The sequence below is a fragment of the Actinoplanes sp. NPDC021490 genome (assembly GCF_055562135.1).
The window spans coordinates 81410-95389 of the sequence record NZ_JBVHFW010000023.1; the positions used below are offsets into that span (position 1 = coordinate 81410).

Annotated in this window: 12 protein-coding genes; 7 read left to right on the top strand and 5 right to left on the bottom strand. The window is 71.5% G+C overall.

Translation table 11 applies throughout. The annotated features are described in order from the left end of the window. Positions 1-480 precede the first annotated feature (480 nt). Positions 481-1755: a PP2C family protein-serine/threonine phosphatase gene (locus ACZ3I4_RS42270; protein WP_465387772.1), complete on the bottom strand. Its 1275-nt coding sequence runs from the start codon at positions 1753-1755 to the stop codon at positions 481-483. A gap of 77 nt (positions 1756-1832) precedes the next feature. Between ACZ3I4_RS42270 and nagA the strand changes: the two genes are divergently transcribed. The 6 genes from nagA (at position 1833) to ACZ3I4_RS42300 (ending at position 5644) form a co-directional block, all read left to right on the top strand. Further along, the gene (nagA, locus tag ACZ3I4_RS42275; protein WP_465387773.1) at positions 1833-2984 is read left to right on the top strand and encodes an N-acetylglucosamine-6-phosphate deacetylase; all 1152 of its coding nucleotides are present in this window, start codon (positions 1833-1835) and stop codon (positions 2982-2984) included. Between the two features lie 82 nt (positions 2985-3066). Next, complete coding sequence (locus tag ACZ3I4_RS42280) at positions 3067-3606, top strand: TetR/AcrR family transcriptional regulator (RefSeq protein WP_465387774.1); 540 nt, start codon at positions 3067-3069, stop codon at positions 3604-3606. After that, positions 3603-4214 (top strand): DUF4865 family protein, encoded by a 612-nt coding sequence (locus ACZ3I4_RS42285; RefSeq protein ID WP_465387775.1) that lies wholly within the window; start codon positions 3603-3605, stop codon positions 4212-4214. Before ACZ3I4_RS42280 ends, ACZ3I4_RS42285 begins: the two co-directional genes overlap by 4 nt. 37 nt (positions 4215-4251) lie before the next feature. Further along, a complete protein-coding gene (locus ACZ3I4_RS42290) occupies positions 4252-4476 on the top strand; it encodes a hypothetical protein (protein ID WP_465387776.1) in 225 nt (74 codons plus the stop codon). Between the two features lie 106 nt (positions 4477-4582). After that, positions 4583-4714, top strand: a complete 132-nt coding sequence (locus ACZ3I4_RS42295; protein WP_465387777.1) for a hypothetical protein — start codon at positions 4583-4585, stop codon at positions 4712-4714. A 21-nt stretch (positions 4715-4735) separates the two neighbouring features. Beyond that, positions 4736-5644 carry an NAD-dependent epimerase/dehydratase family protein gene (locus ACZ3I4_RS42300; protein ID WP_465387778.1) on the top strand — a complete coding sequence of 303 codons (909 nt, stop codon included), beginning with the start codon at positions 4736-4738 and terminating at the stop codon, positions 5642-5644. Here the strand turns inward: ACZ3I4_RS42300 and ACZ3I4_RS42305 are convergent. The 3 genes from ACZ3I4_RS42305 to ACZ3I4_RS42315 are packed head-to-tail and all read right to left on the bottom strand — an operon-like array spanning position 5634 to position 9669. Then, on the bottom strand, positions 5634-6293 hold the full coding sequence (locus ACZ3I4_RS42305) for a response regulator transcription factor (RefSeq protein ID WP_465387779.1): 660 nt from the start codon (positions 6291-6293) through the stop codon (positions 5634-5636). The two genes, ACZ3I4_RS42300 and ACZ3I4_RS42305, sit on opposite strands and share 11 nt — an antisense overlap. Continuing rightward, positions 6290-7447 (bottom strand): sensor histidine kinase, encoded by a 1158-nt coding sequence (locus ACZ3I4_RS42310; RefSeq protein WP_465387780.1) that lies wholly within the window; start codon positions 7445-7447, stop codon positions 6290-6292. Before ACZ3I4_RS42310 ends, ACZ3I4_RS42305 begins: the two co-directional genes overlap by 4 nt. Next, positions 7444-9669 (bottom strand): MMPL family transporter, encoded by a 2226-nt coding sequence (locus tag ACZ3I4_RS42315; RefSeq protein ID WP_465387781.1) that lies wholly within the window; start codon positions 9667-9669, stop codon positions 7444-7446. The genes ACZ3I4_RS42310 and ACZ3I4_RS42315 overlap by 4 nt, the downstream gene beginning before the upstream one ends. A 141-nt stretch (positions 9670-9810) precedes the next feature. Here ACZ3I4_RS42315 and ACZ3I4_RS42320 point away from each other — a divergent pair, with 141 nt between their 5' ends. Beyond that, the gene (locus ACZ3I4_RS42320; protein ID WP_465387782.1) at positions 9811-12705 is read left to right on the top strand and encodes a WD40 repeat domain-containing protein; all 2895 of its coding nucleotides are present in this window, start codon (positions 9811-9813) and stop codon (positions 12703-12705) included. Position 12706: 1 nt separating this feature from the next. Here ACZ3I4_RS42320 and ACZ3I4_RS42325 read toward each other — a convergent pair whose 3' ends face one another. Further along, positions 12707-13852: a carboxylate-amine ligase gene (locus tag ACZ3I4_RS42325; RefSeq protein ID WP_465387783.1), complete on the bottom strand. Its 1146-nt coding sequence runs from the start codon at positions 13850-13852 to the stop codon at positions 12707-12709. Between the last annotated feature and the right edge of the window lie 128 nt (positions 13853-13980).

Sequence of the window (13980 nt, forward strand, 5' to 3'; positions counted from 1 at the left end):
CCACACCAACCCTGAGAACGGGCTTTCGGGTGTGAGGACCGCATAAGCGTGACCGGAGACCACCTCTCGTTCGATGGAAACTGCGGTGTCCGTGCCGTGCCCGAATTGCGGGTGGCAACGGGCGATCCAACGGTGTAAGACCCTCCCTTTCCTCTGTCTTCCTTTTCCATCGTGCTGTCCGCCGGTGCTGGAACCCCACGCGACTTCATGGCCCCGAACACGTGCGACGAACTCTTTCCTGCTTGCGGCGAAACCCTGAAACAAACGTCGGCCTCGCCACCTGATGCTGAACTGCACTGATACCCGGCACATCCGACATCGACGTGCCTGAGCCGGGGCGTCGTCGGTCCGGCTCCTTCGCCTCGGTAGGGCGGTTTCGTCCGCGTCTTTGTTGTTCTTCGTTCTCGACCAGAAGAAATTTAGCCGACGTCGGCGAGCATGTCTAGTCTTTCGGAACTAGATTTTCTGAAGGGCCAGTCCTTACAGCGGTGGTGCAGCCCGATCGGGGGTGCTGGCTCGTTCGGGGTCGGCCCCGGCGGTGGCGGAACGGGTGGTGCCGTGACCGCCGTACCAGTCCAGGACCATCAGGCAGGCGTCGTCGGGCAGGGCCGGGCCGGCCACCTCGAGGACAAGGTCGCCGAGGACGCGTACGACCTCTCGCGGGTGCAGTTGCCTCAGCTCGAGCAAGCGGGTGGGCAGATCGAGCGCGGCGGCGCCTCGTTCCAGCATGCCGTCGGTGATCAGCACGAGGCGGTCGCCGGGCCGCAGCTGAAGCTGGTCGCCCTGGTACGGACGGTGGGCCAGCACTCCGAAGGGCCGATTGACGGTCAGCGCCACGGGGAGCACCGCCCCGCGGCGGACCAGCAGCGGCGCCGGATGCCCGGCGTTGACCACCTCGAGCAGCCCGGTCGCCAGCTGCAGGCGACCGAGCAGGCCGGTGGCGAAGAGCGACCCGGCCGGCCGGTTCTCGAGGACCGCCTGATTAGCCGCCTGCGCCTGTTCCAGCAGCGTCGCACCGCGACGGCGGGCATTGCGCAGTCCGCCGACGCACAGGGTCGCCGTCAACGCGCTGTCCACACCGTGGCCGACCGCGTCCGTGATGCTCAGATGCAGCAGATCCCGGGCGAGGCTGTAGTCGAACGTGTCCCCGCCGATGCTCGCCGCCGGCTCCAGCCACGCCGACAGAGTGAACGAATCGGCCTCACAGGTGAACGCCCCGGGCAGCAGCCGCCGCTGGATCTCCGCCGCCAGCGTGAACGGCGTCGTCCGCTGACCCCACTCGAACAGGTCGGTATGCCGGCGATTGGCGATCACCACGAACGCGAGGGTGTGCGCGGCCTGCGAAACCTCCCGCATCGTCATCTCGCTCGGCGCGACCGGCATCGCAAGCTCCAGCAGCCCGATGCACTCCCCGCGCTGCGTGACCGGCGCCCGCACCACGAACCGGTCGCCGGCCCGCTCGACCAGCACTTGCTGCGTACGCAGCGCCTGCTCCTGAGGGCCACCGTCGAACGGCATCACATGAGCGACATCCTGATCCTGCCGGCGGCCCCTGGACACCTCACCGATCGCGATCTGAACAAGCTGCACCAGCGCGCGACCACTCATGTCGGCGACCAGAAACGACACCCACTCAGCATCCAGCCGGCTGCCTATGGTCCGGGTCACCGCCTCGACCGCGTCGACCGGAGCGGCCCGCTCGACCGCCAGCAGCACATCATCGAGTTCCGTACCGCTCATCGCGCTGTCGGTCACGCCGAGCAGCATAGGCGCGATCGAGCAACGGTTGAGCAGGCGAGGGGCAGGCGCTTCCGGCGTCCTAGGGTGGAGGCGTGCTGACCTTGATCGGATGTCGCGTTGTCACGCCTTCGGTTGTTCTGGATCCGGGGTGGCTGAGCATTGCCGACGGAATCATCAGGGCGGTCGGCCGTGGTCGTCCGCCGGCCGGAGGACGAGTGGTGGATCTCGAGGGTGGGTGGCTGCTTCCCGGCTTCGTTGATCTGCACATGCACGGCGGTGGGGGAGCGCAGATCACCACCGATGACGCCGACGAGATTCGGCGGGCGGTTGCCTTTCATCGGCGGCACGGGACCACCCGTACGCTGGCCAGTCTGGTTACCGATCGACTGGATCGGATGGTGGCGGCGGTGGCCACCATTGCCGCGATGATTGATGGTGGCGAGCCGGGCATTGCCGGGATTCATCTGGAGGGGCCGTTTCTGAATCCGGCCAAGCGCGGGTCGCATCACCAGGAGTTCTTGCTTGCGCCGGATGCGGGGGCGTTGCGGCAGCTACTCGAGGCCGGGCGGGGGCATGTGCGCGTGGTTACTCTGGCCCCCGAAATGCCGGGGGGAATGGAACTGCTCGAGCAGGTGGTCGCGGCCGGTGCGATTGCTGCGGTGGGGCACACCGAGGCTACTTATGTGCAGGCGCGCGACGCGTTTGCGGGGGGTGCGCGGCTCGCCACGCATCTGTTCAACGCCATGCGTCAGTTCCACCACCGCGATCCGGGACCGGCCGGTGCGGCTCTGGCCAACCAGGCTGTCACTTGCGAAATCATCAATGACGGCATTCATGTGCATGACGAAGCTGTGCGCATTGCGGTTGATGCTGCGGGGGCCGATCGCATTGCGTTCGTGACCGATGCGACGCCGGCCGCGGGCATGACCAGTGGGCGCTACCACCTCGGTCCGGTGCCGGTGATTGCCGAGGGCGGCAGTGTGCGGCTCACCGACGGCACGCTGGCCGGCAGCACGCTCACGATGGACGCCGCGGTGCGGCACGCGATTCAGGTCACCGGCCTGCCCGTCACCGATGTTGCCCGGTCGGCGGCCACCACCCCGGCCGCCTTACTGGGCATGGCCGACCGCACCGGCGGCCTGGCGCCGGGCAAGGCCGCCGATGTTGTCGTCCTCGATGACGACCTGCGGGTGCGCGAGGTGTTGGCCGACGGGAAGCCTGTGCTCGGCACCGCAATAGCGTGATCGCCACTCACCATACATACTAGTAGGTATGGTGAGCGCAAGAGGGAGCGGCAAGGACGCTCGTACGCGGCTGGTTGAAGGCATGGCGGACCTGTTGTGGGAGCGCGGTTACGTAGGCACCAGCCCGTCGGCGGTGCTGGAACGGGCGGGTGTCGGGCAGGGCAGCCTCTATCACCACTTCACCGGCAAGCAGGAGCTGGCGGTGGCCGGAATCCGGTTGAACGCCGACACCCTCATGCGCGCCGCGCAACAGGAACTGGAGGGGCCCGGCACGGCGTACGAGAAGCTCGAACGGTTTCTCCTGCGCGACCGGGACGTGCTCCGCGGATGCCGGATCGGTCGCATGACGCAGGACCCGGACGTGTTCGCGGAGGAACCCCTGCGGCAGCCGGTGGCGGAGGCTCTGGCGGGAGTGCGAGGGGCGATCGCGGCGGTGATCGAGCAGGGTCAGCAGCGCGGCGAGCTTGCCTCGGGCATCGCGCCCGACGACCTGGCCGCAACGATCCTGTCCACGCTTCAAGGCGGGTACGTGCTGGCCCGGGCCGAGCTCGACGAGGAACGGTTCGCCTCCGCCGTACGGGGGCTCCTTGGTCTTCTCAAGGGTTTGAGAGGCACCCCATGATGGCGATGCAGTACGAGATCACCCTGCCCGCCGACTACGACATGCGGATCATCCGGGACCGCGTCGCCCGGACCGGGCACCTGCTCGACTCGTACCCCGGTCTCGGGTTGAAAGCGTTCCTGATCCGGGAACGTGGCGTCGACGGCTCGGCCTCCAACCAGTACGCCCCGTTCTATCTGTGGGCCGACGCGGCGGGGGCGGCGTCGTTCCTCTGGTCGGGCGCCGGCTTCACCGCGATCCTCCGCGACTTCGGCCGGCCGGTCGTGCAGACCTGGGTCGGCGGCACCGTCCACCAAACATCAGAATGGCCAAACCTTCCCGCGTACGCGATGAGGCAGAAGACGGCGCTGGCGGCCGACACCGACATCGTGGAGGTCGCGCGCTCGACCGACGTCCGACTGGCCGACAGCGTCAGCGCGGGGCAAATACAGCTGGGCGCGTACGGGATCGACCCGCGCACCTGGGAGCTGGTCACCGTCACGCTGCACGAGCGGCGTCCCGATCACGTTCCGGACGCCGCCGAGCTGTTCCAGGTGCTGCACGTCGCGGCCCCGGAACGCCGGCGTCTGCCCGATCGGGTGGAGAACCGCCTGGCGAAGGCGGGCTAACGTTCTGGTGCCCGGACCCGGAGCCAGAGGGATGTCCATGCCGAATGCGACGCGCGAACGCCGGATCGAAGCTGTGATCCGGGCCTGCCGGGAGGCCGGCTCCGAGCGGGGGAAGTCTGTCGCCGACAATCCCGGCACCGCGTTGTTCAGCTCCTCGGGCGTCCTGCTGTCCCTCGACGATCAGGCCGGGCGGCTGTTCGAGGAGATCGGCGGTTCGAGGAGATCGGCGGGCCGGGGTGGCAGCGGTTTCCGGCCGCGATGACTCCGGTGCGGGCGGTCGTGGCGCGCGCCACCGCCGTTACGCAGGGCCGCGAGCGTGGGCCCGCGGCGACCCGGCTGCGGGCGGTCTCCGGTCGCTGGTGCTCGGCGTGGACCGCCCGGAGCTGGTGCGGCAGGCCGAGGCGAGCCGCGACCGGCTGCTCAAGGAGGCCGGCGTCGATGTCGAGAGCCTGCGCTTCGCCGGTCGCTGGAGCTGCCGGGCTCCCGCTGAGCGAGCTTGACAGACAGTGGACGATGCCCGAATGCGCATTCTCGTCGTGGGTGGAAGTGGTCTGGTCGGGGCTCATGTCGCGGACGTGTTGCGCGAACGCGGCCACGCGGTGACCAGCGTGGCACGGTCCGCGGCGCCGGGCGTCGACCACCGGCTCGATCTGGGGGCCGCTTCGGCCGAGCAGATGCGGCCGCTGCTGTCCGGGCACGACGGCGTGGTCTTCGCCGCCCGCACGGACGAGCAACGGCCGCTGCGCCGGCCGATTTATCCGGCGTTCCGCCGCGACATGGTGGAGCCGGTGATACGCCTGTTCGGCGCGGCCCGCGAGGAGGGCCTGACCCGCGGCGTCATCATGGGCTCGTACTACACGTACTTCGATCGGCTGCATCCGCAATGGCGGCTGCCGGAACGGCACGTCTATGTCCGCTGCCGGGTGGAGCAGGCCCGCGAGGCGCGGGCGGCCGCCGGTTCCGGTCTGCCGGTCGCCGTGCTGGAGTTGCCGTTCGTGTTCGGCCGCGCCGGCGACCGCCTGCCGAACTGGGCGCCCGCCCTGGACCGCTGGGTCCGGTCGCGTTCGCCGCTGGTCGCCCCGCCCGGCGGGACCGCGGCCACCTCGGCCCGCCGCGTGGCCGAGGTCGCGGTGGACGCGCTCGAGCACAGCAGCGGCGAGGACATCCCGGTGGCCGACGAGAACCTGACCTGGGCCGAGATGTTCACCCGGATCGCCGCGGCGGCCGGTCGTCCCCGCCGGGCCGTCCGCCTGCCGGCGGCCGCGCTGCGCGGATCACTCCGGCTCAGCGGGGCCTTGCAGGCGCTGAGCGGCCGGGAGTCGGGCACCAACCTGACGTACCTCGCCGACCTGATGCTGGCCGACCTGTTCATCGAGCCCGCGTCGGGACGGCCACTGGATCAGGTCGTCCGGGAAACGTTCACGCCTTGACCAGCCCCTGCTGGTAGGCGAGGACGACCAGCTGGGCGCGGTCGCGGGCCCGCACCTTCATCATCGCCCGGTGGATGTGTGTCCGGACCGTCAAGGGGCTCACGACGAGGCGCTCGGCGATCTCCTGGTTCGACAGGCCGTGGGCGGCCAGCGCGGTCATCTCCCGCTCCCGGTCGGTCAGCGTCGCCAGCGATCCCAGGGACGGCCCGCCGAGGCGGCCGGAACCGGACAGGAAACGGTCGATCAACGCGCGGGTGGCCGACGGGGACAGCAGCGCCTCGCCTTCGGCCACGGTCCGGATCCCGGCGAGCAGGCCGTCCGGGGTGACGTCCTTGCCGAGGAAGCCGCTGGCCCCCGCCTCGAGCGCGCGGGCCACGTACTCGTCCGTCTCGAAGGTGGTCAGGATCAGCACCCGCGTACGGGCCAGGTCGGTCGCGGAACAGATGCGCCGGGTTGCGGCCAGCCCGTCGAGGACCGGCATCCGGATGTCCATCAGGACGAGATCGGGCCGGTGCCGCTGAGCGAGCTCGACCGCTTCCTCGCCGTTCGCGGCCTCGGCCACCACCGTCAGGTCGTCGCCGGAGTCGATCAGCATGCGGAACGTCGAGCGCAGCAGCGCCTGGTCGTCGGCGAGCACGATCCGGATCATCGGGGTACCTGGTCTTCCTGCCATGGGGCCAGAGGGATGGTGAGGCAGACCGCGTACCGATCATGGCCGGCCGGACCGGCCCGGACCGACCCGCCGACCGCGTGCGCGCGTTCCCGCATGCCGATCAGCCCGTAGCCCCCGGTTCCGGCCGGCCCGCGCTGGGCCGAGGTGTTGACCACGTCGGCCGAGAAGGTGTCCTCGTCGTACGTCAGCGAGATCATGACGATCGGGCGGACGGCGTGTTTGGTGACGTTGGTCAGGGCTTCCTGGACGATCCGGAACGCGGTCAGCTCGACCAGCGGCGGTAAGCGCCGCGGCGTCCCCTCGCTGATCACCGAGACGTCGATCCCGGCCGCCCGGCAGGCCTCGACCAGATCGGGAAGCTGGTCGAGGCCGGGCGCCGGGGTGATGCCCGCCGAGGAGTCGTCGCCGGGGTCGCGGAGCAGCCCCACGGTGGCTTTGAGCTCGCGCAGAGCGGCCGACGTGGAGCCGCCCAGCCCGGCGAGCAGCTCGGGGACCTGGTCGGGGCGCCGGGCCAGCAGATGGGCCGCCGTCCCGGCCTGTGCGTTCGCCACCGCGAGGTGATGCGCGACCACATCATGCAGGTCACGCGCGATGCGCAGGCGTTCCTCGCTCAGCCGGCGGCGCACGTCGTCGTCCCGGTTCCGTTCGGCGTCCGCCGCCCGGGCCTGGACCATCTGCAGGTACGCCCGCTGGGCCCGGCTCATCCGTCCGGCGAACACCGCCGGGAGCAGCCACAGGGCGACGCCGACGGTCCGAAGCAGCAGGGACCCTCCGGTCGGGGATGGGTCGCCGGCCGCCCCGCCCACGATCACCGCGCCCACCGCGATCCCGGTCCACCACGCGGCCGCCCGGGGACTGCTGACGACCGTCAGCCGATACAGGCAGCCGATCAGCGGGGCCAGCAGCAACGGCGTCGGCAGGTAACCGGCCGCGCAGGCGACGGCCTCGCAGCAGATCGCGACACCGGTCGCCACCCGCGGATGGCGGACGGAGGCGTACAGGGCCCCGCTCGCGACCAGGCTCAGCAGCGCACCGGGAAGCAGCTCGGCCGGCCGGAAGATGCCCTCGGTGCTGAGGCTGGCCCCGAGGGCCGCGAAGACGAACGCGACCAGCGCGGTCAGCACGTTCATCCGGCCGACACTACGTGAACCGGCTCCGGTTCCGGCTGCCGTCCGCTCGGCGCCCCGCCCTCCACGTCGACGCGCGGCAGGACGCGGTCGAGCCATCGCGGCAACCTCCACGCCCGCTCGCCGAGCAGTTGCAGGACGGCGGGCACCAGCGTCAGGCGTACCACGAAGGCATCGAAGAACACCGCACACGCGAGCCCGAGACCGACCATCTTGATCAGCGGTTCGTCGGCCGCCGCGAACCCGCCGAACACCGCGATCATGATCACCGCGGCCGCGACCACCACCTTCGAACTCTGCTCGAAACCGGTGACGATCGCGTCGTGGGCCGGCCGGCCGTGCACGTGGGCCTCGCGCATCCGCGACACCAGGAAGACCTCGTAGTCCATGGCCAGCCCGAACACGATACCGACGAGCAGGATCGGCATCAGGCTCATGACCGGCCCGGTCTGCTCGATGCCGAGCACGCCGGCCGCCCAGCCCCACTGGAACACCGCGACGATCACCCCGAGCGCGGCGAACAGGGACAGCAGGAAGCCGAGCGCCGCCTTGACCGGGACCCAGACCGAACGGAACACCACCAGCAGGAGCAACACCGCAAGACCGATCACGAGCCCCACGTACGGGATGAGGGCCGACTGGGTCTTACGCGCCATGTCGATGTCCAGCGCGGTGGCGCCGGTGATCTCGTACCGTACGTGTCCGGCCGCCTCGACACCCGGGCGCGAAGATCGCAGCGTTTCCACCAGGTTTTCGGTGCGCTCGTCGGTCGGGCCGGTCGACGGCACAGCGGTGAGGATGGCCGTGTCGCGCTGCTCGTTGAAGGTCGCCTTGGACACCGACACCACGCCGCTGGTCGCTCGGAGGCTGTCGGCCACAACGTTCACCGCGGAATCCGGGTCGGCGGCGCCACGCGCGTCGACCACCACGGTCAGCGGACCGTTGAACCCGGGACCGAACGCGATGGCCCGCAGGTCGTACGCGCGCCGCTGGGTCTCCGTAGTGGGCACCGACGCATCCCCGGGCGTGCCCAGCTGCAGGGACAGGGCCGGAACGGCGATCGTGGCCAGCAGCGCGACACCAGCCAGCGTGATCACGAGCGGACGGCGCAGCACCAGCCGCATCCAGGGGCGCGCCGCCGGATGACGAGCCGGGGTGCGGGCCGTGCCACGGCGTTGCGCTCGCGCCAGGACCCGGTTCCGGGCGAAGCCCAGCAACGCCGGGACCAGGGTCAGCGCGACCAGGACGGCCACCACCACCGCACCGGCGGCGGCCAGGCCCATCTTGGCCAGCGACGGGATGCCCACCACCGACAGCCCGGCCAGCGCGATCACCACGGTCGCCCCGGCGAAGGCCACCGCCGAGCCCGCCGTCCCCACCGCGCGACCGGCGGCCTGCTCGGGGTCATCGCGGCCGTCAGGCTCCTCCGGTCCGTTTCGCTCCTCCGGTCCGTTTCGCTCCTCCCGGAAGCGTGAGACCACGAACATGGCGTAATCGATGCCGACCGCCAGCCCCAGCATCAGCGCCAGCATGCCACTGGTGATCGCCATGTTCAGCGGACCGGCCGCCGCCCAGACGCCCAGGAACGAGATGGCCACCCCGATGACCGCCGTGAGCAGCGGCAGACCCGCCGCCACCATCGAACCGAACGTCATCAGCAGCACGACCGCGGCGATCGCCACTCCGGCGAGCTCCATGGCGCTCATCCGGGTGCCGGTCTTGAGCGCCGAGCCGGACATCTCCGCAGTCAGCCCGGCGTCCCGCGCCTGCTGCACCGCATCGGCCAGCGCGGCGCGCGACTCGTCGGTCACCTCGGACGACGGAACGCCGTACGACACCGAAGCGAACCCGGTCGATCCGTCGGCGCTGAGGCCACCCGCGTTCGAGGGTGGCACGACCCGTGACACCTGAGCACCGCCAGAAACCAGTGCCAGCGCCGCATTGACGGCCCTCGCGTTCCCCGCGGACGTCAGTTCCTGACCCCGCGGAGCGACGAACACGATGGTCGCCGACGCCCCGTCCGCGGCGGCGCCCGGAAAACGCTCCGCGATCAGGTCGAACGCCTGCTGCGACTCGATTCCCGGCATCGTCGCCCTGGTATTGGCCGGGCCCTCCGACTTGACGGCCAGCAGCACCGTCCCGCCCAGCGCGAGCAACCACAGCGCGACGACCAGCCATCGCCGGCGATAGGAAAAGCGACCAAGACGACCCAGCATGCCTGCCATGACGCGACACTCCACTTCTCCGTGAACGTTGCGCACAGCCTCTCGGCCGGGCCCCGGTCACGTCGTCGTGCAGGTGCAGGCTCCAAGTACGAAGATCGCAGTACGCCGGAGAGTGGAACCAGCACCAGTAGGCTGCCGCGCATGGCAGCTCCGCAGGCGGAATCCGGATGGGTCGAGGACTCGGCGGCCGCGCCGCATCTGGTGCTGCGCGGCATCGAGGAAGCGCGGGATGCGGCGTGGGTGACGGTGGCGGGCCGGGCGGTGCTGGCACTGCCCGGCTCGGACGGCGAATCCGGTCTGGTCCGGGCCGTCGACCTGGCCACCGGCACGGCCCGGCCCGATCGTTCGCTGTTGCGCTACGGGCGGCATGAGGCTCTGGCCCTGGGCGCCGGCCGGTTCCTGGCGACGCTGGGCCGGGAACGCGGCACCGTGGTCGTCCGCGATGCGGTCACCGGCCGGCCGGTCGGCGAGCCGATCCGGGAGAAGAACCAGACCAGGTCGCTGGCGCTCGCCATGGCCGACGGACGGCCGGTGGTGGCCACCACGGGGTCCGGCCTGGCCGTCCGCGACGTGGCGACCGGGACGCTGATCGGGCATCACGAACGCGTCAGCGGGCGGCACTTCCTGACGTACGGGGGCCGCCTGTTGCTGATGGCGGAGAAGTCGGCCCGATTGCTGCAGCTCCACGACGTGCTGACCGGCGAACCGGCCGGCAATCCGCTGCCCTGCGACTTTTCGCTGAGCGTCTTTCGGCTGACGGCTCTCGAGCACGACGGCCGGCTGCTGGTCGCGTTCCTCGACTCCCACGCCGACACCGCGGTCTCGCTGTGGGATGTGACGGCCGGCGTCCGGCTGCCGACGGTGCCGCCCGGCGACGACATCCGGGGGATCAGCCTGGCCATGGTCGACGGCCGGCCGCTGCTGCTGGTCAGCCGGTCCGGCAAGCCCGGTTCGCTGTCCCTGTGGGACCCGATCGCCGGGCGGCCGGTGCGGCCCCACGGTTTCGACGGATACGACGGCGACGGCACCGAGCCGGTGCTCGGCCGCCTCGACGACGGATTCTTCGCGGTCACGACCTCCGGCAGCGCGACCGATCTGTGGGTGTGGTCGGCGGCCGGGATGCGCCGCACGTCGCTGGTCGGTGGCGGGGTGTGGCGGACAGCGACCGGCATGATCGACGGGCGTCCCACCGTGGCCGTCGGCGGCTCCGACGGAGATCTGCGCCTGTTCGACGTGCCGACGGGACAAGAGTTCACCAGCCCGTTCTACGGCGGGCCGGTCGGCGGCGTCATCGACGGCACGGACGACGCGGATCGAGCCGTCGTGCTCCTGAGCGGGCGGCCCATGCGCTGGTGGGATGTCGCGGCCGGCGTCCCGGTGGCGCGGCTGCGCCGGTCCATCGACGGGGTCACCGCTCGCGCGGCGGGCCGGCTCGACGGCCGGACGGTCGTCGCCCTGGTGGCCGGCGCGGCTGTCAGTGTCTGGGATCCCCATGCCGACGCGCCGGTCTGCGAGATCTCGCTGGAGCAGACCGGCGGCCTCGGGCCCGAGGACGTGGCCTTCACCGAGGTCGACGGTCGTACGGCGGTGGCCGTTGCGATCGGCCGCACCGTCCACTCGTGGGACGCGGCCACCGGCCAACCCGTGGGCCGGCCGTACTCGGGTGCCGCCAAGTCGATCCACACGATGGCCGCCGGCCGGATCGGCGACCGTCCGGTGCTCGCCGTCGGCGGCCGGGACCAGCTGGTGCACGTGGTCGACCCGGCCACCGGCGCCGCCGTCGTGCCACCCATGCCCGGACACACCCAGGGCGTGACGGCGCTGGCCTTCGGCGTCGCGGACGGCCGCACCGTCGTGGTCTCGGGCGGCTGGGACCACACCGTACGGGTCTGGGAGGCCGCCACCGGGACCTCCGCGGGCGGGCCGTGGAGCGGACACGGCGACCACATCGTCGGCCTCCGGGTCACCGAACGCGACGGCGAACCGGTCGTGGTGTCCCTCGCCTGGACCGGGCCGCCGCGCATGTGGCGGTTGCGCGCCGCAGCCGGCGATACCGGGCACACCGGCGCCGTCCGCGCCGTCGCCGCCGGCCGGTGGGAGGGCAGGCCGGTGTTCGCCTCGGGCGGCGACGACCGGACCGTGCGCCTCTGGGATGCGGCCACCGGGCGGTCGCTCGGCCCGGCGCTGACCGGCCATGCCGCGGCCGTCACGCACCTGACCTTCGCCGGGCCCGGGAGCGACATCCTCGTCACCGCCGACGAAAGTGGTGTCGTCCTGCGCCGGCAGTCCACCGGCGGCGTCGCTCGCAGCGAGCCGCTGGCCCGGCTGGGCACCAGGATCAGCGGGATCGGCGCGGTCGGGCGCACGGTGGTCGGAGCCGGTACGGCCGACGGCGTGCTGCGCACCTGGGACGCCGTGACCGGTGAACCCCAGGCCGAGCTGCGTACCGGCACGCGGGCGACGGTGAATCGCGCCGACCTGGGCGTGCTGGACGGGCGGCTGATCGCCCTGACCATCGCCGACGACGGCTCCGGCGGCGGCCCGGCGCTGACCCTGTGGGACGTGGCCGGCGGCCGGCTGTTGTCCGGGCCGATGACGGTGCCCGAGGAATCGGCGGACGTGGGGACACTCGCGATGGCCGACGGGCGGCTCGTTCTCGTACGGGGAATCGACGCCTTGGCAAGCGGAACCCTCTATCACCCGGAGGAGGCCGCCGACGTGCAGGTGATCGACGTCGCTACGCGCACGGTTCTGAGACGGCATCGGCACAAGCGGGGATGGAGCCGGCACGCAGCCGTGGCGCACTCCGCGGGCGGCGCCGTCGTGCTGGTCGCGGCCGAGGACGTGGTCTCGATCGTCGGTCTGGACGAGCGGGAGCGACCCGGCGGCCGGGACTCCGAGTACACCGGGCACCGCGCGTCCGTCACCTGCCTGGCCGCCGCCGAGGTCGGCGGGCGCACGATCGTGGCGTCGGGCGACCGGGGCAACGCCCTGCACTTCTGGGACCTGGACACCCGGTCACCCATCAGGGAGTGAATTACTGGTCGACGGTCTGCCGGGCCAGATCGGCCAGGACAGCGTTGAGGTCTCCGGTACGGGCGTGGATCCGCCGCTGCCGTGTCGCGCCGGTTCCCTCGCGACGCAGCCGGGCCAGTTGCCCCACGACCAGTTCGATGTCGCCGTGGCGCAGCAGGGCCGGGCTGACGGTGGCGACCAGTTCGTCGACGACCTCCCAGGCCGGGCGCAGCACCCCGCCGAGCCGCAGATCGACCAGCGTGCCGTCGAGGCCCTCGTGGGCGGCCCGCCAGTGCGCGGCCGAGAGCACGCAGTCGCGGATGCTCTCGACCGGCGCCCCGGCCCGCTCGTCGTCGATCATGGTGGCGACCAGCGCCCGGATCAGGGCCGCGACCAGCACGGTGTCATCGGCGCTGGGGCAGACGTCACCGACGCGCACCTCCACCGTCGGATACGACGCGGACGGGCGGGCGTACCAGTAGACCATCGCGTCGTCGATCATTACGCCGGTGCTGATGAGCGCGGCGACCGTGGCGTCGTACTCCGCGGCGGACGCGAAGGACGGCGTCGGACCGACCCCGGGCCACCGGGTCAGCTGGACCGAGCGCCAGCTCGCGTGCCCGGTGTCGGCGCCGGCCGAGAACGGCGAGTTCGCGGTCAGCGCCTGCACGACCGGCAACCACACACGGAGCCGGTCGCACACCCGTACGGCGAGGTCCCGGTCGGGCACGCCCACGTGCACGTGGCAGCCGCAAAGGGCCGGGTCCAGCGCCACCGGGCCGTAGCGCCGCACGATGTCGCGATAGCGGGGCTTGTTCGGCACCTCGCACCGCGGTTCGTCGATCGGGGTGGCGCCGACGGCCACCAGACGCGCTCCGGCGGTGACGGCAGCCGCCCCGGCTCGCCGGCGGTGGCGGACGAGCTGCTCGCGCAACTGTCCCGGGTCGGTGCAGACGGAGGTCACCATCTCGACCATGCTGCGCCGCAGTTCCAGGCGGCTGTGCCGGCGTACGGCGGAAGGCAGCGCGGCGATGACCTCGTCGGCCACCGGGGCGTTGCTGCCGGTGTCCGGGTCCAGCAGCAGGAACTCCTCTTCCACGCCAAAGGTGAGGTGGTGCGGGTCGGTGACGGCGCGGTCCGTGGCCGCGACCGGATACGAAGTGATCATGAGATGAGCCGATCGTGTGGGGGCGCCGCCCTCGCTGCGCCGTCGGTTCGCGTGGCTGCCCCTGCCAAAGTGGGTTAAACCCGGGTTATTCGGCCCCGGAAAATGGGCGGGTCGGCCTACCCACGCGA